Origin of the sequence: Roseobacter sp. TSBP12 (assembly GCF_009129705.1) — a bacterium.
In the GTDB taxonomy this organism is placed as follows: Bacteria; Pseudomonadota; Alphaproteobacteria; order Rhodobacterales; family Rhodobacteraceae; genus Celeribacter; species Celeribacter baekdonensis_A.
In genome coordinates this window covers 57,216-83,598 of the sequence record NZ_PYIB01000047.1, presented here as the reverse complement: position 1 = coordinate 83,598, position 26,383 = coordinate 57,216, and the positions used below count along the sequence as shown (strand labels likewise).

The window sequence follows — 26,383 nt, the reverse complement described above, 5'->3', positions numbered from 1 at the left end:
TCAAATCTCCTGTGTGGCGGCATGACGTCCGGCCACAAAACCAAAGGTCATGGCAGGCCCAAGGTTGATCCCACCCGCCGGATAAAACCCACCAAACACATTCGCATTGTCCGTGCCCGCCGCGTAAAGACCCGCGATGACGTGCCCCTGCCCGTCCAGCACACGCGCCGATCCATCGGTGCTCAGGCCCGCAAAGGTGCCAAAGCTGCCCGGCACAACCTCGACCGCATAAAACGGCCCCTGCTCGATCGGGGCGACGTTCGGATTTGGAGTATATTCGGGATCGCCCTGAAGCCGCATATAGGCGGTGCGGCCGCGCCCAAAGACCGGGTCTTCGCCACGCCGGGCACCCTCATTCCACTCAGCCACCGTTGTCTCCAACCCGGACGGATCAATACCACAGGCCTTGGCCAGCGCCGCAATCGTCTTGCCCGTTTTGAGGTAACCGGACTTGACCCAGTAGCCAAAGGGCACCGGCGCAGGCCGCACGACGCCAAGTCCGAAACGCCGCAAGAAACGATGATCACAAACCAGCCAGGAGCGCGCCGGGGCATCGGCGTCGACCGCATCCATCATGGATGTCACATAATCATGATAGCCAAGCCCCTCATTGCAGAACCGTTTGCCGTCCGAAAGCACCCCGATCACACCGGGTTTGCCGCGATCAATGATATGAGGGAACGGGCCTTTGGACCCGTCCGGCCACACAACATGCGACACCGGACAATAGGCGGTGGCGCTGGCCAGATCGAGATCCATCACGGCACCGACAGCTTCGCCAAGCCGGAGCCCGTCGCCCGTTGCCGAGGGCACGGCGAGGGTCAGGTTTTCGTCATTGCGTTCAAAGGTTTCCGCGCGACGCGCCAGATCATGACCATAGCCGCCACAGGCCAGAACAACGCCACATTTGCCGATCAGCGTTGACCCATCCTTCAGGCGCACGCCTGTGATGCGCCCCCCATCAAAAATCAAACCAGAAACGGATTGCGACACTCTCAGATCAACCCCCGCATCCTTGGCCGATTTCATCAAGCGTCCAATCAAAGCCGCGCCATTGCGCAGCTCCATGCCCCGTTTGTGAAACGCAAGATCGCGGAAATGTCGCAATACGCGGCGGGTCACATAGGCAAAGGATTTGACTGATCGCGTCATGGTCATAAAGGCCTTGAGATCGGCACCGGATTGAATCGTCATACCCTTGAACGAGGTCTCTTTTAGAGGCTTACGCAGGATGTTCACGCTCGCACCCAAAGCCCGCGCATCAAAGGGTTTGGCAATCACCGATCGCCCGCCCATGCCCGCACCCGGCTGATGGCCGTAGGTGTCGGGAATGACCAAGCCGCCGTCAAATTGCAGAGCGGTGTTGTCTTCGAAAAAGGCGACCATTTTCGGGGCGGCATCGAGAAAGGCCTCGACCTTTTCCTCTTTGTAATAGTTGCCCGTGACGGCCTTAATATACTGACGCGGCGCGTCTATGTCCTCGACGATGCCCGCGCGCTGCGCCACCGGATTGCGGGGCGCAAAAATCCATCCGCCGGACCAGGCCGAGGTCCCTCCCATCACCGGCTCTTTCTCAAGCACGACAACAGAGCGCCCCAGATGCGCAGCGGTCACGGCGGCACTCAGCCCGCCCGCACCAGACCCGATCACGATCAGATCAAAGGTCTCTTGGGAAGGGGTCGCGTGAGCAGTCATGATATTTTCCTCCAAATTGGAAAGACTTTTCATACTTGCATGAATTAACGTCAAGTATCATGTATATTTCTACATTAACATTGTGTTATTCATAACCGAGCGTCAGTGCCCGATGAGGACCCATCCATGCGTGATATCACCCTGAGACAAATCGAAGTCATTCGTGCGGTCATGTTGCGCGGCACGATCATGGGCGCGGCGGAGTATCTCGGCGTGTCTGCGCCGGGTGTCAGCCGGTTGATCAAGCACACCGAGGAGACGCTGAACCTGCGGCTGTTTGAACGCCGCTCCGGGCTTTTTGTCCCCTCCGTCGAGGCGCAAACCGTGTTCGACCAAATCCGCGCCGTTTATAAGGGGGTTGAAAACCTCCAACTGTCTCTTGAGAGCCTGCAAAAAGGCGAAAACGTTCAACTCGCCTTTGCCTCTGCTCCCTCCGTCGCCCAATTCATCGCCGCCCGTGCCCTGCGCAATGTCCGCTCCCGTTTCCCCGATCTGTATATCGACCTGAACATTCTCAAGATCGAAGAGACCGTCGACTACCTTTTGTTGGAACGGGGCGAATTTGTGATCATGAGCTCCAAGGTCGATAACCCCGGTATCGAAACCGAAGAGATCGCCGCGACCACGTTGGTCTGTGTGTTGCCAGAGGGGCATCCTTTGGCGGAGAAAGACGAAATCTCGGTCCACGATCTGGTCAATGAACCTCTTGTCGGGGTCGATCCCGATGATCCCTATGGCGCTTTGCTGGTCAAACCGTTTCTGGATCACGGCATAGACATGCAACACAGTATGCGTGGTCGTTTTGCCCAAACCGTTGTCAGCCTCGTGCGCCATGGTCTTGGCGTTGCGTTGATCGACCGCTTTTCCGTTGCCGAAGTGTACATGCCCGGGATCGTGCGTCGTCCGCTGAAAGAGGCCAGCTGCATCCGCAGCTATGTGGTCAAAAAACAGGGGCGCGTCTTATCCAGCTTTGCCGAATACGCGATAACGCAGTTTCGCAAAGAACTGGTGCTTGCAGCGACTGAGCCGTTAAGCTCCTAAAATGGCATCGCTTTTGCGCGCAAAACTGTGCGGTGGCAGATGATAAAATAACACTAGGTTAATAATATTAAAGTTTCGGTATTTGACGTTATTCACAATTTGCATATCTGTTATGCACAGGCGGGCCAAGAACCAAAGGCTCTGCACAACATTGATGGGAGGACATCTATGAAACGTTTCTTGATCGGCGCAGTCTCCGCACTGAGCCTTATGTCGCTGCCGCCGTGGCACAGGAGTACCCAGCCAAGGAAATCCAAGGGATCATCCAATGGGGCGCCGGTGGATCGACAGACACTGTGATGCGTGCCGTGACGCCGCATGCCGAAGAGATCCTGGATGGCACAATCGTGTTGCAAAACATGACCGGCGGTGTTGGCGCCATCGCATTGAACCATGTCGCAAACGAGGATGCTGACGGCTACAAAATCTTGATGGGGGCTGAAAACCCGCTGTTGTATAAAGTCATGGGCTTTGGCGACAAAGATTACTCCGACTTTACCCCGATCAACATTCTGGCCCGCGGCACGCCCATTCTTGTGGCCGGTGCGGATGCGCCGTTTGACGATTACGCTGGCATGATCGCATATATCAAAGAGCATCCGGGTGAAGTGCGCCTTGGTTCCACAGGTCCGGGCGGTGTGCCCTCTGTTGTCACTGCGATGATCGAAACGGTCGAAGGCGATCTGGACGTGATTTCTGTGCCTTACGATGGTGACGGCCCGGCATTGACCGCCCTGCAAGGGGGCGCAATCGACGTGATGCCTGCGGTTTTGGGGGCTGCAATTGAAAGCGTGCGCGCTGGCAAAATCAAAGCCCTCGCCGTGGTAGATATCGAAGAAAACGAATACCTTCCGGGCGTTGCTCCGGTGTCAGCAACCAACGAAGGCTTTGCGACCTATCTGCCCTGGGGTCCCTTCTTTGGCGTTTTCGTCAAAAAAGGCACACCCGATGATGTCGTTAAAAAACTCGAAGGCGCTTTTGCCGTGGCCGCGACCAATCCGGACTTTACCGACCTGATGGAAACCCGTGGCTTCACCTTGATGAGCATTTCGGGCGACGAAGCCGAGGCCTTCCTGACCAAATGGCAGCAAGGCACCACGTGGTTGCTCCAAGACGCTGGCATGACCAAATCTTCGCCGGAAGAGTTCGGCATCGCGCGTCCCGGCGAATAAGCACCAGACGTCCAAAACGCGTTCGGCTTTGGCCGAACACTGGCACCGCCCTTTCCGGTAAGGGGCGGTGTTTCAATTCACAGCAGACAAACTCTTGGAGGAGAGATGCAAGATCACGTTCATCACCATGACTCGACGCGGGACGGCTCATCGGACGCTACCCCTGGTGGCATCGTCGACAAACGTCGCCCTGGCGAGCTTGTCTTTACTGCATGTCTCGTGATCTTCAGCGGTGTCCTGCTGTGGAACGCCTATGGAATCTCCGGGTTTGAGGCGCTGTCCGGCGCGGGATCTGTCCCCATGGCCACAGCGGCCGTGATGCTGATCAGCGTGGCGATTGTCTTTTGGCGCACTGTGAAACTGTCGAAAACAGAAGACGAAACCGTGATGGAAGACATCACACCCCCGCTCGTTATTATCCTTGCCCTGTTTCTCGTCGCCTATGGCGTCCTCTTGAAACCACTTGGATTTTTGCCAACATCCGCGCTTTTCCTGATTGCGTCGATCAAACTTCTCTCCAAACGCAGTTGGGGTTTCACCCTGCTCGTCTCGCTGGGCAGCCTGCTCGCGATCTATCTGGTGTTCCGCATCGTGTTCACTGTCTTGATGCCCGCTGGCATCGTTCCCGAGGCTGAGGCCCTTCAGCTGTTGCGCAATCTTTTTAAAGGAGGTGCATGATGGACGCGTTCATGGCATTTCTGACGATTTTCACCCATCCTGAATTGTTGGTACTTGTCGGCGTGGGCACATTTGCGGGCGTTTACGTCGGCGCGATCCCCGGCCTGTCTGTGACCATGGCCGTGTCGATCCTTATTTCCTTCACCTTCTCCTGGGATGTTTTGCCCGCGATTTCGCTGATGATCGGCATCTATATGGGCGGCGTGTACGGTGGCTCGCGCACGGCGATCCTCTTGAACATCCCCGGCGCGCCCTCTGCCATCGCCACCGCGATGGACGGTTACCCCATGGCGCAACGCGGCGAAGCCGGTGAAGCCATCGGCACCACCACCGTCATGTCGTTTTTCGGCGGTCTGGTCGGGATCGTTGTGCTGGGCGTTCTGGCCCCGGTCGTCTCGGATTTCGCGCTTAAATTCCAACCGCGTGACTATATGCTCTTGGCCGTTCTCGGCATTCTGCTTGTCGGTTCTTTGTCCTCCGGGTCGTTGGTCAAAGGTATTTTTGCGGGCGCTCTTGGGATTGCCATTGGCGCAGTCGGCATGGACCCGTTGACCTTTACCGAACGCTTCACCTTTGACATCCCGTTGATGCGCGGCGGCATCAACTTTATCGCCGTGATGATCGGCATGTTTGGCGTCTCCGAAGCTCTCATGCAACTCCACCACGTCGATACCCCCGCGATCCGCCAGAAAATCAACCGCATCGTTCCCTCCTTTGGCACGATCCGCAAACACTTGCCGCTGTCGCTTCAGACCTCGACCATCGGCGTTCTGATCGGCGCCCTCCCCGGCACCGGCGGCGATATCGCGGCGTTGATGGCCTATGATCACGCCAAACGCGTCACCAAAAACCCGTCCCGTCCCTTTGGCGAAGGCGCGATTGAGGGCCTTGTGGCACCGGAAACCGCCAACAATGCTGCCGTGGGCGGGGCCTTTATCCCGATGATGACGCTGGGCATTCCGGGCGACGCGGTGACCGCGATCATGATCGGCGCGCTGTTCATTCACGGGCTGAACCCCGGCCCGATGTTGATGGTCGAGCAACCCGATATGTTCTGGTTCATTGTCGGCGCTTTGGTCATGGCCAACTTCTTTATGCTGCTGTTTGGCCTCACCGGCATCAAACTGTTCACCAAAATCGTCGAAATGCCGCGCGCTGTGTTGATCCCGCTGATCCTGCTCTTGTCCATCGTCGGGGCCTATGCGGTGAACAATTCGATCACCGATGTCTATTGGATGCTTGGCTTTGGCGTCTTTGGCTATTTCATGCGCCATTATGGCTATCCGCTTGGTCCCGTGATCCTCGGTGTGATCCTGTCGCGCCTTTTGGATGACAATTGGCGGCGCGCCATCATTTCTGAACGCGAAGACCTTGGCCGGTTTTTCCATGGCATCGTGACCAGCCCGCTGTCGCTCGTGCTGTTTATCGCCGTGATCCTGATCTTTGCGTCGCAAACCCCGCTCTGGACCAAATTCCGCAAGAAAGAGACCGCTTCAAAATGAGTGCTCCCGACATTCTCCTCGGCCTGATCGGCGACAATATCGCCGCCTCCCGCTCCCCGCGTCTGCATGAGCTCTGCGGCGCACAAAACGGCAAGCATGTCCGCTATGACCGCCTTGTCCCGCATGACATCGGTGCAAGCTGGGACACGATTTTCGCAGGGCTGGCGGCCAAGGGCTATCGCGGCACCAATGTGACTTACCCTTACAAGGAAAAAGTGGTGGCCAAGGTCGAGATTGATGATCCTCTGGTGCGGGCGATCGGCGCGGTCAACACCGCTATTTTCGAGAACGGCCACACCAAAGGCTTTAACACCGACTATTCCGGCTTTGTCGCCGCCTACACCCGCCAGCGCGCCGCGATGCCCACGGGAGTCACCTTGATGATCGGCACTGGCGGTGTGGGCCGGGCTGTGGCCTTTGGCCTCATTGCCCTTGGTGCGGCTGAAATTCGTCTGGTCGATATGGACCGCGCCAAGGCCGAGGACCTTGCTGCCGATCTGCGCACCGCCGCGCCCGACACCACGGTCACGGTCTTTGACAGCGCCGCAGAGGCCGCCAAAGGTGCCGCCGGTTTGATCAATTGCACACCCGTTGGTATGGTTGGCAAAGAGGGAACCCCCCTGCCCGCCACAGCGATGGAGGGGGCCGAATGGGCCTTTGATGCGGTTTACACACCCGTCGAGACCGAATTTTTGACCGATGCCGCGGCCCAAGGTCTCGACATCATCTCGGGCTGGGAATTGTTCTTTTTCCAAGGCGTTCACGCTTGGGGCCTGTTCACCAACCTGCCGCTTGACCAAGACCGCCTGCGCCAAGATCTTTTGTCCTAAGCTCACTTAAGCTGTCCAAGGAGCCTGCCATGAAAACCTCGATTGCGACCGTTTCTGTTTCCGGCGATCTGCGCGAAAAACTCGACGCCATTGCGGCGGCCGGGTTTGATGGGATCGAGATTTTCGAGCAAGACTTCATCGCCTTTGACGGCAGCCCGCGTGATGTGGGCAATATGATCCGCGATCACGGGTTGGAAATTTCCCTGTTCCAACCCTTCCGCGATTTCGAAGGTCTGCCCGAACCCCTGCGCGCCAAGGCCTTTGACCGGGCCGAGCGCAAATTCGATCTCATGCAGGAACTTGGCACCGATTTGGTGTTGGTCTGTTCGTCGTGCCATCCACAGGCTTTGGGCGGGATTGACCGTGCCGCAGCCGATTTTCGCGAGCTGGGCGAACGGGCCGCAAAACGCGGTCTGCGTGTGGGCTATGAGGCGCTGTGTTGGGGCAAACATGTGAACGATCACCGCGACGCTTGGGAAATCGTGCGCCGGGCGGATCACCCGAACATCGGCATCATCCTCGACAGTTTTCACACACTGGCGCGCAAAACCGCGCCCGACAGCATCCGCTCGATCCCCGGCGACAAAATCTTTTTCGTTCAGATGGCCGATGCGCCGCTGATCGACATGGACCTGCTCTATTGGTCGCGCCACTTTCGCAATATGCCCGGCGAGGGCGATCTTGATGTGACGGGATTCACCCGCGCCGTCATGGCGGCGGGCTATACGGGGCCGATTTCGTTGGAGATTTTCAACGACCATTTCCGTGGCTCCAACACCAAACAAGTGGCCAATGATGGCTATCGCTCCCTCATCGCCTTGATGGATGATGTGCATCGCGCCGAACCGGGCCTCAAACTCGACCTGCCCGCCCTGCCCCAGCGCGTCAAGCCCGAAGGCGTGTCCTTCGTCGAATTTGCCACCCGCGGCAAAGAGGCCGAAACCCTGAGCGAGCTGCTCAAAACCCTCGGGTTTGCCCGCGCCGCCACCCATCGCAACAAAGCCGTCACACTGTGGCAACAGGGCGACATCCGCCTTGTCATCAATGAGGAAACCGACGGCCACGCCGCCCATGCCTACAATGCGCGGGGCACGACCGTTTGCGATCTTGGCATTCTGGTCAACTCCGCACAGGACGTGATCACCCGCGCCACAGCCACGGGGGCACAGAGTTTTTCCCAAGACCTCGACATTGGCGAATTGGACATTCCGGCGATCCGGGGCCTTGGCGGCTCTGTGATGCATTTCATCGACAAAGAGACGGGTCTGGATCGGGTCTGGGAGGTGGAATTCAAGGTCGCAGATGCACCCGATTTGACCGGGGTCGGTCTGATGCATATCGACCATATCGCCCAGACGATGAGCTATGAGGATATGCTGAGTTGGACCCTGTTCTACACCGCCATTTTTGATGTCGAGAAAAGCCCGATGGTCGATGTGATCGACCTGACGGGTTGGTGCGCTCGCAAGTGATCGAAACCCGCGATGGGGCGTTTCGCATCACCCTCAACGGCGCGGACACGCATCGCACTTTGGCGGGACAGTTTCTGGCCGACACCTTTGGCGCTTCGGTGCAACACATCGCGTTGGCAACGGCTGATATTTTTGACACCGCCGCAAAATTGGCAGGGCGCGGTTTTGCGCCCTTGCCGATTTCCCCCAACTATTACGACGATCTCGCCGCACGGTTCGATTTCCCGCCGGGTCTTCTTGAGAAAATGAAAGCCGCACATGTACTCTATGATCGCGATGAGAAAGGCGAGTTCTTTCAGCTCTATTCCGGCAGTTTCGCCGGTGGGTTGTTCTTTGAAATCCTTCAACGTGGAAGCTACATGGGATTTGGCGCGCCGAACGCGCCGTTCCGTATTGCCGCCCAAAAACGGCGCCTGCGCCCAAAAGGTATGCCGTTGCGCTGACCGATCAGCTCGGCAGGTTGTTCAGCCCTGTCGCCGACACGCCGCCATCGGCCAAAAGGGTCTGGCCCGTGACATAGGCGGCACCGTCCCCGGCCAAAAAGGCGACGATGGCGGCGATGTCTTCAGGCCGCCCCACCCGGCCCAAAGGCACTCTTTGCGCGCGGGCTTGCTCCAACCCTTCCTTGGCATAGATTGCCGCCGTCAGAGGCGTGCGGATCATCCCCGGGGCCACCGCATTGACCCGAATGCCATCGGACGCCCATTCCATCGCCAGATTTTCCACCAGTGAAATCACCGCAGCCTTGGCAGGTGCGTAGGCCGCCTGACCCAGATGCGCTTGCATCCCCGACATCGACGCGACGACAACAATCGTGCCCTTGGACGCCTTGAGCGCGGGATAAAACGCCTGTGCCAGAACGAAGGTTGAGCGCACATTGAGATTGAACATGCGGTCCCATTCCTCAAGCGATTGCTCGGCCAAGGGCGCGGGCTTGCCGGCCCCGGCGTTTGAGACAAACACATCCAGCCCGCCCAGAAACCCAAGCGCCTTTGCCGCGATATCGCGCGCAACCTCGGCGTCTCCCAAATCTCCCGTCAAAAACAAGACCTCGGCCCCGTAGCGTTCAAGATCGGCAATCAATGCCGCGGGGACGGGATTGCGCCCCGATGCGGTTGTCACAATTTTTGCAGGGCGGCCCGCAGCCTGTGCCTCTCGTGCCATCTGGCGCAATGTCGCACCCCCAATGCCCTCGCTTCCACCTGTCAACATAATCCGCATGATCGTCCTCCCTGTCGCGCGTTGGAGGACAGAATTTCAAACCCCATAAGGGGCAACAATGGACATTTCCCTAAGAGCCTTAAACCTTTCGTAAATATCCAAGATTTTTCACGCCTCGTGCATCGCGCCACCCGTCAAATTCCCTCAACGTATCGCAGTCGCATAGGGGAGGCATGCAGATGAACTTCAAAGGCAAAACAGTTGTCATCACCGGCGGGGCCGCAGGCATCGGCTGGGCCACTGCCAACCTTTTCGCCGCGCGGGGTGCCCGTGTGGCCCTGCTTGATCTAAACGGCGATCTGGCCCAGCACCGCGCAGGCGAATTGGGGGCGGATCATCTTGGCCTTGCGGTCGATGTGACCGACGAGCGGGCGGTGATCTCGACCTTGAATGAGATTGGCCCGGTCGACATTTTGGTCAACAACGCAGGTCTTGGCGACGTCAATACGCCGACAGTCGATCAAACCCTCGCCCATGTCCGGCGTTTGCTCGATATCCATCTTGCGGGCAGCTTTTTGATGAGCCGCGAGGTTGCACGCGGCATGATCGGCAGCGGGCGTGGCGGGGCGATTGTCAACCTCGCCTCCATCGCCGCCCTCACCGGCCTGCCCCGGCGCAATGCCTATGGCGCGGCCAAGGCAGGGCTTGTGGCGATGACAAAATCCATGGCCGCCGAATGGGGCCGTCAAGGCATTCGTGTCAACGCGGTGGCCCCCGGCTATGTCGCCACCGATCTTGTGCGCGGGCTGATCCGGGATGGGCTTTTGGCCAAAGACAAGATCCTCAGACGGACCCCATTGGGGAGGATGATCGACCCGTCTGAAATTGGCGAAGCCATTGCCTTTCTCGCCTCCGATGCCGCCTCTGCCATCACTGGCACCGTGCTTTCGGTCGATGCCGGTTGGATGGCCTATGGGGCCGCAGAGGATCTTTAGCGCGATGATCTTTAACGCAGCGGAGAAACCGCAATCGGACGCAGGATTTCGTGGCGCGTCGCGCCTTGTGATGTGGCCATCGGATCGCCACCCCACAGCGTGACGGTCTCGCCCGGAGTTTCACCGGACATCACCCGCCAGCGAGCGACCAAGGGCTCATCGCTTTGCACCTCTTTGCCAAAGGTCAGACTTTGAAGACCCGGCGCAAACAGCGGGCCGATCGTGTCATTCGGGTGCTGGGTTTTGCGTCCCGCCTCCGCCGCGTCCAAGGCAACACTTCCCTCAATCCGGGTCATCATCATATTGCGCTGCGCGACGATGAGCGGAAAACCATATGGCACGAACCCCTCGATCCAGTCACGGTTCGCCGCAAACCCAACCCGCGCTGCGGCGCGTTCCTCAAGGCTTTCGTAAATCCACAAATGGTAGAGCCGGTTGAGCGCGCCAGTGTCGGTCAACCAATATCCCGCCATCGGCAAATGAGAGGTCAGCGCCTTCATCCCCGTGCGCATCAACAGCGCCAGATACTCTGACCCGGTTCCGGGTTTGAGGTCATAGACCCGCAATTCGTAAATCATATCATCCTCCACATTGCGCTTGGACAATTCCACGGCTGGCACCGGGAAAACATGTAGAGAGCGCGGTTTGACTTGGACGATTCACGCCTTTTGCCGCTCTGTTTGATAGGTCTCGCGATAGGCGCCGGGCGGTTGACCCACACGTTGCGAAAAGAAGCGCGAAAAATAGGCCGGGTCTTCGAACCCAAGATCATATCCCACCTCGGCCACGGTCATCGTCATATAGATCAAACACCGCTTGGCCTCGATCACCACCCGTTCATGCAAAAGCTGTGAGGCGGTTTTGCCCACCCGTGCCTTGCAGGCCAGATTGAGCCTTTGGATGGAAACGCCCAGTTTGGAAGCATAAAATTCAAGCCCCTTTTCGGATTTGAAATGGGTCTCCAAGATTTCGCGGTATCGGCACAGGAGGTCATAATCGCGGTCCACGCGCTGGGTTTCCTCTGCCCCAACCTCAAGCCGCAACCGCATCAGCGCCACGAGAATACGCTCGAACTGCGCCTTGATCGCCAAGCGCCGCCCCGGCGCATTCCACGTATATTCGCGCCGCATCCACTCAAAACTCTCGCGCAAGGTGCCGCAATTTGGGTCACCCTCAATCAGGCATAGGCCGCGGGATGCTCCAAAGCGTCGGCAAAGCGCGCGTCGCCTTGGGTCGTTGCCTTGGCGTAGGTGCAGGCGGCAGTGATCACAAAGCCATCCGTGCCCGGCAAAAACCGGATTTCATGCACCATTGCCACTGGGATGACCACCATTGCAGGCACGGGGATTGCATAGGTCCGGGCTTCGATCTGGATCTCGCCACCGCCGCGTTCCACGAACAAAAGCTGGACGTGATCTGGATGCGCATGGGCGCGAATTGTCCAATCATTGGCGCCGGACCGATCGCGGATCGGTTCAACGTGAATGAAGTCAAGCTCCACCTCCGCAAGGGTATCTCCGTAGAGATAGTAGCGCGGAATCGGTTGCTCTGCTGAGATCAGCATGGGGTGTATCCTCCTCTTTGCTCCCAGTTCCTCCCCCGGGAGCACCTGTGAATAGTGCAATGAATATCGGCGTCCGTCCATTCGCGTGACACAGGGCATTTGCCATATCTCAACCATGGGAGGCGGCTGATCCGCGCCGCACAAAAGGAGGAGAAATCATGCAAACGCGTCTCAGGGATGGCACGGAATGCGATGTACTTGTCATCGGGTCGGGGGCCGGTGGGATGGCCACCGCCATCACCGCCGCCAAACAGGGGCTTGATGTCATCATTATCGAAAAAGCCCCGGTCTTTGGTGGGACAACCGCCTTTTCCGGTGGCGTTGTTTGGATACCCGGCAATCCCAATTGCCCGCCGGACGACATCGCACAGGCGCGCGAATATATGAAACACGAGACCGGAAATTTTTATGATGAAAGCGCGGTGAATGCCTATCTCGACACCGGTGCCGAAATGCTTGCGTTTTTCGAACGCGAAACCGAGGTCAAATTCAGCCCCTCGCTTTATCCCGACTATCACCCGGATGCGCCGGGTGGGGCCGACGTGGGTCGTTCGCTGACAGCAACACCCTATGACACCAGCGCCTTGGGGGACAACCTCAAACGCCTGCGCCCGCCGTTGTCGACGATCACCTTCATGGGGATGATGTTCAATTCCTCGAATGCCGACATCAAACATTTCTTTAACGCGACCAAAAGTGTGCGCTCTTTCGCCTATGTCGCCAAACGCCTTGCCGCGCATGCCGCCGAAGTGGTCCGCTATGGTCGCGGCACGCATGTGACCTCGGGCAATGCCTTGGCCGCGCGTTTGGCGAAAAGCTGTTTTGATCTGAACATTCCGATCTACACCGACAGCCCCGCACGGGACCTTTTGACCGAACACGGGGCGGTTGTCGGCGCCAAGGTCAAAGGTCAGATGGGCGATGTGATTGTGCGGGCGCGCAAAGGCGTGGTCTTGGCCGCAGGGGGCTTTGCCCATGACATTGCAAAAATCCGCGAGGCCTATCCGCATCTCAAACGCGGCGGCGAACATCTCTCGCCCGTGCCCAAAGACAACACCGGCGACGGCATTGATCTTGGCCGCACCGTCGGCGGTCAGTTCGAGGTGCGGTTCCCGGAAACCTCCGCCTGGATGCCCGTCTCGAAAGTGCCCACAAAAACCGGGTTCAAACCCTTTCCGCATCTGATTGACCGTTACAAACCGGGCATCATCGGCGTGTTGAAATCCGGCAAACGCTTTACCAATGAAAGTGCCAGCTATCACGATGTCGGTGCCGCGATGATCAAGGCCTGCGAGGGCGAGACAGAGACCGCCTGTTGGCTGATTGCAGACCGTCCGACGATCCGTAAATACGGACTTGGCTTTGCAAAACCCGCCCCGGTGCCGCTCGCGCCCTATCTGAAGAATGGCTATCTTGTCTCCGGCAAGACGCTTGCCGATTTGGCGCGAAACGCAGGGATAGACGCCAAAGGGTTGGCGGCGACGATTGCCACCTACAACAAGGATGCCGTGCGCGGCGCGGACCCCGAATTTGGCCGTGGGGCCACCAGTTTCAACCGCTATCTTGCAGACCCCGACGTGGGTCCGAACCCTTGCGTTGCGCCGATCACCGAGGGGCCATTCTATGCGCTCAAACTCGTCATGGGCGATCTGGGCACGTTTGACGGGCTGGCAACGACCGTCGAGGGACAGGTTCTCGACACCCAAGGCACGCCCATCGGCGGGCTTTACGCAGTGGGCAATGACCGCGCTTCGATCATGGGCGGCAACTACCCCGGTGCGGGGATCACGCTCGGCCCGGCGCTGACCTTTGGCTATATAACTGGCCGTCATCTGGCGGGAGTGGCATAAATGAGCTGGATTGATTTCACAGGTCAAATCGTCGTCGTCACCGGCGGATCGGGCGGGATTGGCCGCGCCATGTTGGATGCATTCAAAGCCTTGGGGGCCACGGTGGTGGCCCTCGATTACCGCGCAGAGGAGGCCGAAGCGGCGGCCCATGCAGTCGGAGGATATGGTTTTGGCTGTGACGTGTCCGACCTGCGCTCTGTTGAGGCGGCGGCGGATCACATCGCCAAACTTGGTGGCGCGGATGTGTTGGTGAACAATGCTGGTATCCTGCGCCCGGGTCCGCTTGAGGATCTGGCGATTGAGGATTGGCAAGCCATGCTCAAGGTCAACTTGGATGGCTGTTTCCTCACCGCTCAGAGCTTTGGCCAACAAATGATCTCCAAAGGCGCCGGGGCTTTGGTCCATGTCGCCTCGATTTCTGCCAGTCAGCCGCAGCCCTTTTCGGGCGCTTATTCGCCCGGCAAGGCCGGTGTGGCGATGTTGTCGCGGGCGCTGGCCTATGAATGGGGACCAAAGGGCGTGCGCTCGAACGTGGTCTCGCCCGGTCTGGTTCTGACTCCGATGTCCGAGCCGTTCTATGCCAATCTTGAGGTCAAAGCCGCACGCGAGCGCCGAGTGCCCACCGGGCGCATCGGCACCGCACAAGACATGGCCAATACGGCCGTTTTCCTCGCCTCGGCGCGGGCGTCCTATATCAACGGTCAAGAGATTGTGGTGGACGGGGGGCTGAGCCAAACCTTGATGGGGAGCGTCCCCCGCCCAGGATATACGGAATAACGTCAAGAAGGTGGGGGTGGCGATTACGCCACCTCCTCCATGTGACCACCAAGGAAAAGCTGGCCCACTCTGGGATCGCCCAGCAAAACATCGGCCCGCTCGTGCATCCGCATTTGTCCCAGTTCCAACACGATCCCGTCATCCGACATCGCGAGTGCGGCTTTGGCGTTCTGTTCGACCATCAGGATCGTCACACCCTCGTCGCGCAGGGTTTTCAGGGTTTCAAACACCTCCTGCACCAGATTGGGCGACAGGCCGATCGAGGGTTCATCAATCAGCACAAGTTTCGGATCAAGCAGCAGCGAGCGTGCGATTTCGAGCTGTTTTTGCTGTCCGCCCGACAATTCAATCGCCTTGCGGTCTTTGAATTTGCGCAGCATCGGGAACTGATCCATGACCAGCTCCATCCGCCGTTTCACGCTCGGTTGATCGGAGGAGGTGATCCCGCCCATTTCCAGATTGTGCCACACAGAAAGCTGCGGGATGACATTGCGGCCCTGCGGCACATAGGTGACGCCATGACCGATCATCTGTTTCGGCGTCGAACGCGTCACGTCTTCGCCATCAAACATGATGGAGCCGGATTGAATATCCAGCATCCCAAAAATGGCTTTGAACACTGTCGATTTCCCCGCCCCGTTCGGGCCGATCACCGTGGTGATCGTACCGCGCGGGATGGAAAATGTCGTGCCATTGAGAATGGTGATTTTGCCATAGCCCCCGTAGAGGTTTTTCAGTTCCAACATTGCCGACATGTCAGCCTCCCAGATATGCATCGATGACGTTTTGATTTGCGCGGATGTCCTCGGGCGCGCCTTCGGCGATGATTTCGCCTTCGGCCAACACGATGATCCGCGTGCACAGCGACATCACGAATTCCATGTTGTGCTCGATGACCACAAAGGTGGTGCCATGTTCGCGGTTGTAGGTGATCAAACGCTCTTTGAGATATTGCAGCATGGTCAGATTGACCCCGCCCGCCGGCTCATCAAGCAACACCAACCCCGGCCCTGCCATAAACGCCATAGCCGCATCCAACAGCTTTTGTTGGCCATAGGACAAGGACCCCGCCATCTCGTCGCGCAGATGCCCGAGACGGAAGAATTCGATCATATCCTCTGCAGCGCCGGTCAGCCCCGCGTCCGATTTGCCGAACAGCCGGGTGAACATCGTGCCATGGTGCTCTTGACCCGCCATGATGATGTTCTCGATCACCGACATTTGTGGAAACACTGAAAGCTGTTGGAAGGTGCGGCCAACGCCAAGCCGGTTGAGATCATGCGCCTGTGCGCCCGCGACAGATTTGCCGTTGATCTGAACCGTGCCCGAACTGGGCGCCAGTTGTCCGAGAATACAGTTGAACAGCGTCGATTTGCCGGAGCCATTCGGACCAATAAGGCCCAGAATTTCGCCCTTTTTCACCTCGAATGAGACACCATTGACGGCTTTGATCGGTCCGAAATGTTTGGTCATGTCTTTGACCGATAGAACGGTTTCAGTTTGCATCACAACTGTGCTCCCTGTTTGAGATCGCCGCGCTCTTTGCGAGGTTTCATCGCGATCAGGAGTTTACGCCCAAGCCCTAAAAGCCCCTGCGGTGAGAAGATCATGACCACAAGCACCAGAAGCGCGTAGATGATGAGGTAATAGCCATCGGTAAAGCGCAGCATTTCCGGCAACAGCACGACAAGAGCCGCGCCAAGAATGGGACCGAAGAAATAACCAGAGCCGCCGACAATTACCATGAGCAGGATTTTAAGCGACAGGATCAACGTGAACGAGCCGGGTTCGATGAACTGCACCAAGGGCGCTTGCAGCGCACCGGCCAGACCGGCCATGGACGAACCGATGGCAAAGGCCAAAAGCGTCATGCGGGTTGTGTTGAGACCCAAGGAATTAGCCCGGATCGGATTTTCGCGCAGCGCTTTGAACGCGCGACCCCAAGGCGAATGCAACATCCATGCCATCGCGCCCGCCGTCACCAGGAAACACACAACCGTAAAGTAATAGAACGGCAGTTGCTTCATGGTGTCGAAAGGGCCGAACACCGGGCGCGGGATGCCGACAAGGCCCAGCGAGCCGCCTGTAAGCCATTCCTCGTTGCGCAAGACCAGAAAGACGAGCGCATTGAAGGCAAGTGTGACGAAGGCCAGAAAATGGTGTTGGACCCGAAGCGCCGGGTAGCCCAAAGCCAGACCGATCAAGAAGGTCGCGGAGATCGAGCAAAACACCGCGACGAGCCAATGTATGCCCGCCATGGTCAAAAGTGCCGTGACATAGGCCCCGATCCCCATGAATGCGGCCTGCGCCAAACTGATTTGGCCGGCGTATCCGAGCGTCAGATTCAGCCCCATGGCGGAGATCGAAAAGATCAGCCAGGAACACAGGATATAGATGATGTAGTTGCTCTGCCCGATCGGTGCGAACAGGAGAGCCACACTAAAAGTGATCAGGAAAAGAATGCGGAAAGCGGTCATACGGTCCTCCCTTCGGACGTGCCCATGATGCCTTGTGGGCGCACCATGATGATGACGATGAGCAGGATAAGCGGGATTGCCGTGCGATATTCGGCAGAGATGTAAACCGCGGCAAGATTGTCCAGAACGCCAATCAAAAGCCCGCCGACCAGCGCGCCTCGGATTTGGTTAAACCCGCCGACGATGGCCGCGATAAAGGCAATCATACCAAGCGTTTCCCCGTTGGAGAATTTGGCCAGATAGACCGGCGAAATCAGGATCGATGCGATGGCGGCCAAGGCACCGTTGATCAAAAACGTGTACATCACCATCCGTTTCACATCGACGCCAAGGATTTCGGCCACGCGCGGATCTTGCGCGGTGGCTTGCATGGCGCGACCCGTCCGGGTGCGTTGCAAAAACAATTGCAAAGCGATGATCGCGGCAAAGGCCACGGCAAGGTTACAGAGATCCTGAACCGACACCGACGCGCCAAAGACATTCATCACATGCTGCGGAAACAGCGATGGAAAGGGCTGACCTTGGGCGGAATAAAATTCCTTGACGCTTTCTTTCATCAAAAGCCCCAGTGCAATGGTGGCGATCACCAAAGGCATCGTGCCATGCGGCAGCATCGGCTCTACCACCAGCTTTTTGAACATCGCGCCAAGGATCACGATCGACAGCACAAAGGCGGTCAGGATGGCCGCCCAAAGCGGCAGTCCAAACAAAGTCATCCCCGCCAACACGAAAAAGGCAGGCAACATGACAAATTCGCCCTGCGCGAAGTTGATGGTTTGCGAGGCCTGCCACAACAGGGTGAACCCCACGGCGGCCAAGGCATAAATCGCACCGGACGACAGGCCCGATATGAGGATTTGCAGGAGTTCGGCCATCGCCATTCCTTCCCGTTTAGTGTTAAAAGACCCTCTGCTCCGATGGAACAGAGGTCGCGGAGCGGTGCCGCATGCGTTGCGAACCTCAGTTGGCGGGGAGAACCTCGGAGACCGTTTCACGGCCGCCCTTGACTTCCACCATGTAGCTTTGGCGCGACACTTCACCGACGTCGTCCCAGCACATGTCGATCAAAACGCCAGGGTAGGTCTTGGCATCAAGACACAGCCCGTGCACAACATCGGCGAGTTTTTGACTGTTCACTTCGCCGACCATTTCCGTGCCATATTTGATCGTATACGCACCGATATAGCCCTTCATCCCGTTGTAATCGGGGCTATAACCGAAGCGCTTAGAAAATTTTGCCGCGAACTCTTGCACCAAAGGATCAGAGGCGGCGATGGTGAGGGCGGCATGGCTTTTGGCGCCATTGGCCGCCGGACCCGCAAGATCAATGACCTTCTCAGAGGTCAAAACACTGTCGCCAATGCGCGGAATGTCGAGACCCTGTTTGACAGCTTCCATCAGGAACCGTGCGGCTTCTTCTTGGGTGAGGTAGATGAAAACCGCCTCAGCGCCGGAGTTTTTGATCTTCAAAACATCGGCGGAAAAATCCGCTTGGCCCTGTTCAGAGGGCACATCCGCCACAACGTCCAAACCGACTGCTTTGACGTTTTCAACGAAACTGTCATGGCCGCCTTTGCCAAATTCCGTATTGGCCCAAGCGACGGCCACTTTGCTCACCCCAAGCTGATCCTTGAGATAGGTCGCGATTTTGGGCATGCCCTTTTGCGCACCCCAATTGGTGCGGAAAATATAGGGGTTGCCCTTTTGCGTGATCGACGGGGCCTCGGAGGCGGTGAATTGTGGGATGCCGTTTTGCTGGGCGACCAACATGTTGACCACGGTCGAGGAGGAATACACCGTCCCCAGCAGCGCAAATGCGCCCTCATCAATGGCCTTTTGCACCAAGGCGCGGCTCACCTGTGGGTCGGTTTGTGTGTCGTATTTTGACATATCAACCTGCATCCCGAGGATTCCACCCTGTGCATTGATCTCATCAATCGCAAGATCCACGCCGTCGGACCACACCGACCCTGCGGCAGCCCCAGGTCCCGACAGTTCCGCAATATTAGCGATTTTCACCATCTCAGCATGCGCGGACATCGCCATCATCATGACGCTCAGGCTCACACCCGTAAAAACTCTACGTTTCATATCCATTCCTCCCATGTGTTCCCCTGATGATTTGGATCATCAGAGCTGTGCAATCGGCTGGCGTCATAGCGCGCCTTTGCCGGATCACCCCGCGCCCCGTCATATGAGGCGCGGGGCGGGTGGCCTGTCTCAGTTCGGCGGCAGAATGGTCGTGATGTCCTGTGCGCCGTTTTTGACTTCAACCATGAAACTTTCGCGCGACACTTCGCCGGTTTCATCCCAGCAAATGTCCATCAAAACGCCGGGATAAGTGGCCGCATCCAGACAGGTGCCATGCAATGCATCCGTCAGTTTTTGGCTGTCCGCCTCGCCAACGATCTCCGTGCCGTATTTGATCGCATAGGCACCGATATAGCCTTTGATCGCGTTGTGATCGGGGCGATAGCCAAACCGCTCGGTGAACTTCGCGCTCATCGCCTGCAACAGCGGCACGGGGGCGTCCGCCGAAAGTGCGACATGACCCAAGGCACCCTCGGCGGCTCCCCCGGACAGGTCGATGACCTTTTGCGACGCCAAAACCGTGTCGCCCACCATCGGAATGTTGAGACCTTGCTTTTTGGCCTCAATCAAAAACCGCGCGCTTTCCTCTTCGGTCAGATAAATAAACACGGCTTCAGCGCCAGTGTTTTTGATCTTGAGAATATCGGCGGAAAAATCCGCCTGGCCCTGCTCGGAGGGCACATCAGACACGATCTCAAGCCCTATCTCTTTGGCCACATCGACAAAGGCATCATGGCCGCCCTTGCCATATTCCGTATTGGCCCAAGCGATGGCCACTTTGCTCACCCCCAGACCGTCTTTGAGATAGGTGCCGATTTTCGGCATGCCCTTTTGCGCGCCAAAGGTGGTGCGAAAAATATAGGGGTTGCCTTTTTGGGTGATCGACGGGGCCTCGGAGCCGGTGAATTGCGGGATGCCGTTTTGCTGGGCGACCAACATGTTGACCACGGTCGAGGAGGAATACACCGTCCCCAACAGCGCAAATGCGCCCTCATCAATGGCTTTTTGCACCAGGGCCCGGCTTTGCAGCGGGTCGGTTTGGCTGTCGTATTCCGACATATCGACCTGCATCCCAAGGATGCCGCCGGTCTCGTTGATCTCATCAATCGCCAAATGCACCCCATCGGCCCAGACCGACCCAGCTGCGGCCCCGGCACCCGAAAGTTCGGCGATGTTGGCAATTTTAAGTGTGTCCGCCTGTGCGGCCCATCCCAGACCTGCGGCAAGCGCGGTCCCTGTCAGAAGCGTTTTCAGCATAGTATCCTCCCTGATTGATGCTGGTCGTTGAAACGGGGCTATGTGTTTTGTTTTCCCGCTTTCATTGCTGTCATGGTGTTCCTGTCATGGCGTTCACCAAAAGATCCGCTTGCGCGTTGAACATGCCAAGCCCGGGCATGGTGGCGCAGCCTTTGGCCTGTGCAATCGCAAGCTGCGGCGTGATCTCTGGTTTGGTGATGCAGTCGGCCACGAATTGATGACTTTGATATTTGTCGGCCTCAATCGGCAGCGGATCGCCTTCGCGCATCCCCACAGGTGTGGCATTACCGATGAAATCATACCCTGTTGGGTCTGCCGATCCGGCCCCGACCTGTCCGGGAAACCGCGTATCAAGCCGTGCAATCGCGGCGTCGCGGCGCGCCTCATCCGCATCGTGAATCGCCAGATAAGCGGCACCGCGCGCGAGGATTTCATATGCAATCGCAGCGCCCGCCCCGCCGACACCAACCAAAAGCGCGCGTTTGCCCGCAACCTCATAGCCACAGGCCGCAACGCCGTTCAGATAGCCCTGACCATCGGTGTTATCGCCTTCCCAAGTACCGTCCTCACGCTTGTGCATCACGTTGACGGAACCTGCGAATTGCGCACGTTCGGAGGGGTGGTCGCATAGCGCGAGCGTGGCTTGTTTATGGGGTACGGTTGCGATCAAGCCGCGCACATTATGTGTCGTTTTCATCGCCGCCACAAAGGCCGGATAGGCCGCCGCCGTCACATGCGTCGGAATGACAAGCCCATTGATCCCACGCGCCACAAGGATTTCCGTCAACAGGCCCGGCGATTTCACCTGAGCAATCGGATCCCCGGCGATCGGAAACAACACGGTCTCCCCCGTAAGTGTCACGTCCATCCCATCCTCCTCCCTGACGCGCCTCACGCAACGTCACCTCGCCCTCAAAATTGCAATCCTTCGCCGATTTAAGAATGGACGGCGCTCCATATAACTTGGACAATTCGCTAGACTCCAAAGTCGGGGCCGTCGCCCGCTCACAGACACGCAGCCTGTATGTCAGAGGTCGTGCGCCAATGGGTCAAAGTAGTGGCAATCCCCTCCTCCAAAGAGGTCACACGCAGCGCATCAAACCAATCAGAATGGCCCCCTCCTTGGAGCAATGCGGGTGTTTTAAGCCTTGGCCCCTCGCCCGAAACCGCGGCATCCGGCACCGCCCGCTTGAGCGCTGAGATAAAGTCATCAACCGTGGCCGAGACCCCATGCAGGTCATAGACCTGTGCCCCCTCCCAAGCGTCAAAAAGCCCGGCCACAAAGGCCCGTGCAACGTCTGAGACATGGACAAATCCCACGGGACCGGAAAAATGAATTGTGGCAGATTGTCCAAGGGCAGCCGCCCGCAATGCAATCGACGGCCCGGCTGCAATGCCCCTGCTCACACCGGGGCCATAGACGATATAGGGGCGAAATCCGACGCTTGGCAGGCCGTGATCCAGCCACGCACAGCGCGCCATGCCCTCAATCGCCAGTTTGTGCACGCCATAAAGCGTTTCGGGATTTGGCAAGATGCCCTCCCCCGATCCATAAACCGCCGAACTCGACGCGTAGGCCAATCTCTCCACGCCATTCTTGATCGCCAAATCCATCACCGTCTGACTGCCGATGAGATTCACCTGAGCGGCGCGCAGCGGATCGGCCTTGCAATCGACGGTCATCAGCCCGGCCAGGTGGACAACCGCACCACAGCCTTCCATCCCCCGTGCCACGTCCTCGCGCCGGGTCACATCGCCCGCAACAATCTCACAGCTCTGCGACAGGCCGCCCCGCACGAAATCAAGCGTCTCGGCGTTGGGATGTCGATCAAACACCCGCGGGCGCAACCCCTGGGCCACGAGGTCTCGCGCGACGAAAGCCCCAAGAAATCCGGTCCCGCCGGTCACCAAAACTGGCTTGTCTTGCCAGCGGCTCATGATGCCATCCGATCTGTGTGGGCGGTCTTGCGCTGCGCGGCATGGGTCGCCGCGATCGAGCCAAAAACGATGCCCGGACCAATGGTGATGCCGGGGCCGGGATAGACCCCGCCCATGACCGAATTCATATCCGCCCCGGCGGCATAAAGCCCGTCGATTACGGCTCCATTTTCCGTCAGCAAACGGGCGTTTTCATCGGTAACAAGACCCTGAGCCGCGCCAATATCGCCCGGATAAAGTTTGACCGCATAATACGGCCCCGTGCCAAGCGGGCGCAGGGTTGGGTTCGGCCCGTCATGCGTGGCATCGCCATTGGCGCGCTCATAGACGGTTTCACCGCGGTGAAAATCCTGATCGACGCCCTGCTTTGCCATCTCATTAAACCGCGCCACGGTGGCGCCTAGGTTTGTGCCATCAATGCCAAGTTGCGCGGCAAGATCAGTCAGATCGCGCCCCTCGGTCAGATAGCCTTCGGCGATGAACGGTCCAAAATCCCTGGTCCCCGGATGGATCATGCCCATGCCGTATTTACGCGCCGCTGCCGCGTCGGCAATGAGGAACGTCGGAATATGCGACCCGTCCTTGTCGGCCGCATACATGGCGGAGACGAATTCATGATAGCTGCGGCTTTCATTGACGAACCGCTTGCCGTCGCGCCCAACCGAAATGATCCCCGGCTTCGAACGGTCCAACACGAAATGTGGAAACGCGGCTTCTGTGCCGTCCGCCCGTTTGCGGATCGACACCGGCGCCCAGTAACACGGCTGCGCCGCACTGTTAGAGTAATGCGCACCAAGCCCAAGAACGATGTCATGCAACTCACCCGTATGCCCCGGCGCGGCAGGCGACACGCGCGGCGTCGGCGCGGGCATCATGGTCTGACGTTTGACGGGGTGACGGGCAAAGCCGCCGGAGGCGAGCACCACCCCTTTGGTCGCTGTGATGTCAAAAGACTGCCCGCCTTGCTCCAAAGTAAGCCGATACGCTCCCTCTCCGAGGGGCGTCAATCCTGTGGTTTTGGTCTGGGTGACAATCTCAACCCCACGCTTGCGCGCCTCATAGAGAAACCGCCCGATCAACGCATTGCCCATCAACAGACGCGTGTCGCGACCATGCGCCCATTTGCGCAAATAATAGCGTGCGACGATGCGGATCGAATAGGCCAGCGAATGCAGGCTTTTCTTCATCTTGAGCAAATGCGCGATGTCATCACGGTCAATCTGCATCCCGCCCAAAATAGTGAATTCCGGGATCGGTGGACGCACAAGCTTTAGGTCATCGCCCAGCAACGCGCCGTCAAAGGGCACAGGCTCAAGCGCGCGACCAAAGGCGGTCGAGCCTTCGAGTTCAAACAAGTAGTCGGGATGGAAAGGACGACCCCGGAACCGGACGTTTGTCTCATCTTCAAGGCGATGGATCGCGCCGGGGCCGCGTTTGACAAAGGCCTCGCGCAGGGCACGCGGCGCGCGGTTCCCAACGGCACGATCCAGAAACGCCAGAACAGACTCTTCGCTGTCTTTCGCCCCCAACTCATCACGAAACCGGGTGTTTGGCACCCATGTGGTTGCCGCCGACAAAGCCGAGGTGCCTCCAAGGAATTCTGTGCGTTCCACCAGCAAAACGCGCACGCCTTCAAGAGCCGCAAACACGGCGGCAGACAGGCCTGCCGCCCCCGCCCCAAGAACGACCACATCGTAGCTGGCGCCATTTTCGAGCTGTGCGCCAGAGCGCGATTCTTTTAGCATAGAGTCCTCCCTGAGCGCTCAAGCCTTTTATTTAACAAGACTTTTATACCAAACGCCCTAATTCTTTCATCAGCATGTCTTAAAATAGAAACTCTTTCAACTTTTAAATCTTGTTTTATTTTCAGCTTTGGTTGATATAGTTGTGGAAAGCACAGGTGCTCCGAAACACCTGTCTGAGGGAGGACCCACATGACACAGACACGATTGGCCATTGTTGGGGGCGGCATCATTGGGCGCACCCATGCCGATGCGATCCGCACCTGTCCCGGCACCGATCTCGTTGCCATTGTCGATCCGTTTGAGTCGGGCAAATCCCTCGCCAAAGACTTGGAGTGCCCCCATCTGGAAACACTTGCAGCCCTGATTGGGCTGCACCCAGACGGAGTGATTATTGCCACGCCAAATGCGCTTCATGTGCCGCAGGCGATGACATTGATCCGTGCGGACCTTCCTGTGCTGGTCGAAAAACCCTTGGGCGACACGGCCAATAGCTGCGCGGCTTTGGTGGCCCTGTCAGATCGCACAGGGGTGCCGGGGCTTGTCGGTCACCACCGTCGCCACAACCCGATCGTTCAAGCCGCTAAAACGGCCATCACCGAGGGCCGTTTCGGCACATTGGTCAGCGGCACAATCTCCGCCACGCTCTACAAGGATGCCCGCTATTTCGACGTTGCCTGGCGGCGCGAACCGGGCGCAGGTGGGCCGATCCTGATCAATTTGATCCATGAAATCGACCTCGTGCGGCATTTGTTTGGCGAAATCACAGAGGTCACGGCCCTCACCTCAAACAGTCAACGCGGCTTTGACGTCGAAGACACCGCCGCAGTGATCCTGCGCCTTGAAACCGGCGGGTTGATCACCATTGCGCTGACCGATGCGGGCGTCGGGCCGTGGTGCTGGGACACGACCGCGGGCGAAAATCCGGCGCGGTTTCCGGCGATGCCCGCCGTCTCGCATATGTTTGCCGGGACACAGGCCGGGATGAGCCTGCCGGATCTGTCGTTCTGGACCCATGAGGGTCCCCGCGATTGGACTGTGCCTCAGGTCAATCGGCTGCTCGATCGGGTCGCGACCGACAGCTATATCGAACAAATCCGCCATTTTGCTGCCGTGATCAAAGGCAATGAAACCCCTCGCATCACCTTGTCCGATGGCGCACGCAACATAGCGGTGATCGAGGCGATCCGTGGGTCCATCACACAAAGACGCCCTGTTCCGCTTGGCACACACAGGATAAACACGTCGCCAAAGCCAAAAGCGATGATGGAGTAAGCGATGTCCGGTGTGATGGAGAGAACCCTTTCGATCCTTGAACTTCTTGGGAAACATCCCGAAGGCGTTCAAGTGAGCGCGATCGCGAGCGAGCTGGATATGCCCGCCTCGGCAGCGCATCGATTGCTCAAAGAACTGTCGCAATACGGCTATGTGCGACAACTCAGGAACCAAGGCGATTACGCTCTCACCATCAAACTCGCAGGCATCGGGTTGGCGTTTTTGGCCCGCACCGGCGTGCCCGACATTGCGCAGCCCATCCTCGATCGCTTGGCGGCGGACTCGCGCGAACTCGTTCGCCTGTCCGTGATTGATGGCGAGGATCTTGTCTGGGTCGGCGTGGCGCAGGGCGCGGTTGCGGGCCTGCGCTATGACCCCGGTCGTGAACAGGGGATCAAGGTGCATTTGGCCGGCTCGGCGGGTGGACATGCCTGGCTGTCAACACTGACGGATGAGCAAGCGCTTGAGAAAATTGGTGCGCAAGGGCTGCGGGCGGATTTTGCCATGGGGCCGGGCGCGCCTACCTCGATTCCAGAGGTGCTGGCCTCTCTGGCTGACACCCGCAAACGCGGCTATGCCACCATGTCCGACAGCTATCATGCCGGGATGGCGGCGATGGCTGTTCCCATTTTTCGCAGCGAAGACCATGCTGTGATCGGCTGTCTGTCCATCGCCGGTCCGGGTGTGCGTGTGACACCCGAATTGATGGACCAATTCCACCCGCTTCTGCGCGAAGCCGCCGATGAAATTGGCGGGGCGGCAGAGGCGTCTTTCTTTTTCAACCGCAACCGGGCCCTGCCCGCAGAAACCGAAACCCGTCAGGCTGGCTGACCGCAAGGTCCTGTCATCTGACCCGAATGCGCGAA

At 58.3% G+C, this 26,383-nt stretch carries 24 protein-coding genes and 1 pseudogene; 11 read left to right on the top strand and 14 right to left on the bottom strand.

What is annotated here, in order from left to right; all coding sequences use genetic code 11:
- Positions 1 to 1,695, bottom strand: coding sequence for an FAD-dependent oxidoreductase (locus tag C8029_RS14720; protein WP_152003171.1), 1,695 nt, complete (start codon positions 1,693 to 1,695; stop codon positions 1 to 3).
- A 126-nt stretch (positions 1,696 to 1,821) separates the two neighbouring features.
- On the opposite strand from C8029_RS14720, the gene C8029_RS14715 reads away from it, so the two are divergent.
- From C8029_RS14715 to C8029_RS14690, 6 genes and pseudogenes are all read left to right on the top strand, one after another.
- A complete protein-coding gene (locus C8029_RS14715) occupies positions 1,822 to 2,736 on the top strand; it encodes a LysR family transcriptional regulator (RefSeq protein WP_009572685.1) in 915 nt (304 codons plus the stop codon).
- A 224-nt stretch (positions 2,737 to 2,960) separates the two neighbouring features.
- Entirely contained in the window at positions 2,961 to 3,908 is a 948-nt protein-coding gene (locus C8029_RS14710) for a tripartite tricarboxylate transporter substrate binding protein (RefSeq protein WP_226946348.1), read from the top strand.
- Between the two features lie 105 nt (positions 3,909 to 4,013).
- Positions 4,014 to 4,586: a tripartite tricarboxylate transporter TctB family protein gene (locus C8029_RS14705; protein WP_009572687.1), complete on the top strand. Its 573-nt coding sequence runs from the start codon at positions 4,014 to 4,016 to the stop codon at positions 4,584 to 4,586.
- The gene (locus C8029_RS14700; protein ID WP_152003194.1) at positions 4,586 to 6,088 is read left to right on the top strand and encodes a tripartite tricarboxylate transporter permease; all 1,503 of its coding nucleotides are present in this window, start codon (positions 4,586 to 4,588) and stop codon (positions 6,086 to 6,088) included. Before C8029_RS14705 ends, C8029_RS14700 begins: the two co-directional genes overlap by 1 nt.
- Positions 6,085 to 6,918 (top strand): shikimate dehydrogenase family protein, encoded by an 834-nt coding sequence (locus tag C8029_RS14695; RefSeq protein ID WP_009572689.1) that lies wholly within the window; start codon positions 6,085 to 6,087, stop codon positions 6,916 to 6,918. Before C8029_RS14700 ends, C8029_RS14695 begins: the two co-directional genes overlap by 4 nt.
- 29 nt (positions 6,919 to 6,947) lie before the next feature.
- A pseudogene (locus tag C8029_RS14690) lies at positions 6,948 to 8,833 on the top strand (bifunctional sugar phosphate isomerase/epimerase/4-hydroxyphenylpyruvate dioxygenase family protein).
- A 4-nt stretch (positions 8,834 to 8,837) separates the two neighbouring features.
- Here the strand turns inward: C8029_RS14690 and C8029_RS14685 are convergent.
- Positions 8,838 to 9,611, bottom strand: coding sequence for an SDR family NAD(P)-dependent oxidoreductase (locus C8029_RS14685; RefSeq protein WP_009572691.1), 774 nt, complete (start codon positions 9,609 to 9,611; stop codon positions 8,838 to 8,840).
- Between the two features lie 179 nt (positions 9,612 to 9,790).
- On the opposite strand from C8029_RS14685, the gene C8029_RS14680 reads away from it, so the two are divergent.
- A complete protein-coding gene (locus C8029_RS14680; protein ID WP_152003170.1) occupies positions 9,791 to 10,546 on the top strand; it encodes an SDR family NAD(P)-dependent oxidoreductase in 756 nt (251 codons plus the stop codon).
- An 11-nt stretch (positions 10,547 to 10,557) separates the two neighbouring features.
- Here C8029_RS14680 and C8029_RS14675 read toward each other — a convergent pair whose 3' ends face one another.
- From C8029_RS14675 to C8029_RS14665, 3 genes are all read right to left on the bottom strand, one after another.
- Complete coding sequence (locus tag C8029_RS14675) at positions 10,558 to 11,124, bottom strand: NIPSNAP family protein (RefSeq protein ID WP_009572693.1); 567 nt, start codon at positions 11,122 to 11,124, stop codon at positions 10,558 to 10,560.
- A gap of 81 nt (positions 11,125 to 11,205) precedes the next feature.
- A complete protein-coding gene (locus C8029_RS14670; protein ID WP_152003169.1) occupies positions 11,206 to 11,676 on the bottom strand; it encodes a helix-turn-helix domain-containing protein in 471 nt (156 codons plus the stop codon).
- 47 nt (positions 11,677 to 11,723) lie between these two features.
- On the bottom strand, positions 11,724 to 12,110 hold the full coding sequence (locus tag C8029_RS14665; RefSeq protein ID WP_152003168.1) for a cupin domain-containing protein: 387 nt from the start codon (positions 12,108 to 12,110) through the stop codon (positions 11,724 to 11,726).
- A 158-nt stretch (positions 12,111 to 12,268) separates the two neighbouring features.
- Between C8029_RS14665 and C8029_RS14660 the strand changes: the two genes are divergently transcribed.
- Complete coding sequence (locus C8029_RS14660) at positions 12,269 to 13,960, top strand: FAD-dependent oxidoreductase (protein WP_152003167.1); 1,692 nt, start codon at positions 12,269 to 12,271, stop codon at positions 13,958 to 13,960.
- Entirely contained in the window at positions 13,961 to 14,737 is a 777-nt protein-coding gene (locus C8029_RS14655; protein WP_152003166.1) for an SDR family NAD(P)-dependent oxidoreductase, read from the top strand.
- Between the two features lie 23 nt (positions 14,738 to 14,760).
- Here C8029_RS14655 and C8029_RS14650 read toward each other — a convergent pair whose 3' ends face one another.
- The 9 genes from C8029_RS14650 to C8029_RS14610 all read right to left on the bottom strand — a co-directional run bounded on the left by C8029_RS14650 (position 14,761) and on the right by C8029_RS14610 (position 24,245).
- On the bottom strand, positions 14,761 to 15,492 hold the full coding sequence (locus C8029_RS14650) for an ABC transporter ATP-binding protein (RefSeq protein ID WP_198430614.1): 732 nt from the start codon (positions 15,490 to 15,492) through the stop codon (positions 14,761 to 14,763).
- A gap of 1 nt (position 15,493) precedes the next feature.
- Entirely contained in the window at positions 15,494 to 16,243 is a 750-nt protein-coding gene (locus C8029_RS14645) for an ABC transporter ATP-binding protein (protein WP_009572698.1), read from the bottom strand.
- Positions 16,243 to 17,214 carry a branched-chain amino acid ABC transporter permease gene (locus C8029_RS14640; RefSeq protein WP_152003165.1) on the bottom strand — a complete coding sequence of 324 codons (972 nt, stop codon included), beginning with the start codon at positions 17,212 to 17,214 and terminating at the stop codon, positions 16,243 to 16,245. Before C8029_RS14640 ends, C8029_RS14645 begins: the two co-directional genes overlap by 1 nt.
- Positions 17,211 to 18,089, bottom strand: coding sequence for a branched-chain amino acid ABC transporter permease (locus C8029_RS14635; RefSeq protein ID WP_009572700.1), 879 nt, complete (start codon positions 18,087 to 18,089; stop codon positions 17,211 to 17,213). The genes C8029_RS14640 and C8029_RS14635 overlap by 4 nt, the downstream gene beginning before the upstream one ends.
- Before the next feature lie 85 nt (positions 18,090 to 18,174).
- Positions 18,175 to 19,305 carry an ABC transporter substrate-binding protein gene (locus C8029_RS14630; protein ID WP_152003164.1) on the bottom strand — a complete coding sequence of 377 codons (1,131 nt, stop codon included), beginning with the start codon at positions 19,303 to 19,305 and terminating at the stop codon, positions 18,175 to 18,177.
- A 129-nt stretch (positions 19,306 to 19,434) separates the two neighbouring features.
- Entirely contained in the window at positions 19,435 to 20,562 is a 1,128-nt protein-coding gene (locus tag C8029_RS14625; RefSeq protein ID WP_152003163.1) for an ABC transporter substrate-binding protein, read from the bottom strand.
- Positions 20,563 to 20,632: 70 nt separating this feature from the next.
- Positions 20,633 to 21,430 carry a shikimate dehydrogenase family protein gene (locus tag C8029_RS14620; protein ID WP_152003162.1) on the bottom strand — a complete coding sequence of 266 codons (798 nt, stop codon included), beginning with the start codon at positions 21,428 to 21,430 and terminating at the stop codon, positions 20,633 to 20,635.
- 137 nt (positions 21,431 to 21,567) lie between these two features.
- A complete protein-coding gene (locus C8029_RS14615; protein WP_152003161.1) occupies positions 21,568 to 22,500 on the bottom strand; it encodes an NAD-dependent epimerase/dehydratase family protein in 933 nt (310 codons plus the stop codon).
- Positions 22,497 to 24,245, bottom strand: a complete 1,749-nt coding sequence (locus C8029_RS14610; protein ID WP_152003160.1) for an FAD-dependent oxidoreductase — start codon at positions 24,243 to 24,245, stop codon at positions 22,497 to 22,499. The genes C8029_RS14615 and C8029_RS14610 overlap by 4 nt, the downstream gene beginning before the upstream one ends.
- A 189-nt stretch (positions 24,246 to 24,434) precedes the next feature.
- Between C8029_RS14610 and C8029_RS14605 the strand changes: the two genes are divergently transcribed.
- Positions 24,435 to 25,517: a Gfo/Idh/MocA family protein gene (locus C8029_RS14605; RefSeq protein WP_152003159.1), complete on the top strand. Its 1,083-nt coding sequence runs from the start codon at positions 24,435 to 24,437 to the stop codon at positions 25,515 to 25,517.
- A gap of 3 nt (positions 25,518 to 25,520) precedes the next feature.
- On the top strand, positions 25,521 to 26,348 hold the full coding sequence (locus C8029_RS14600; protein ID WP_009573734.1) for an IclR family transcriptional regulator: 828 nt from the start codon (positions 25,521 to 25,523) through the stop codon (positions 26,346 to 26,348).
- The last annotated feature ends 35 nt before the right edge of the window (positions 26,349 to 26,383 follow it).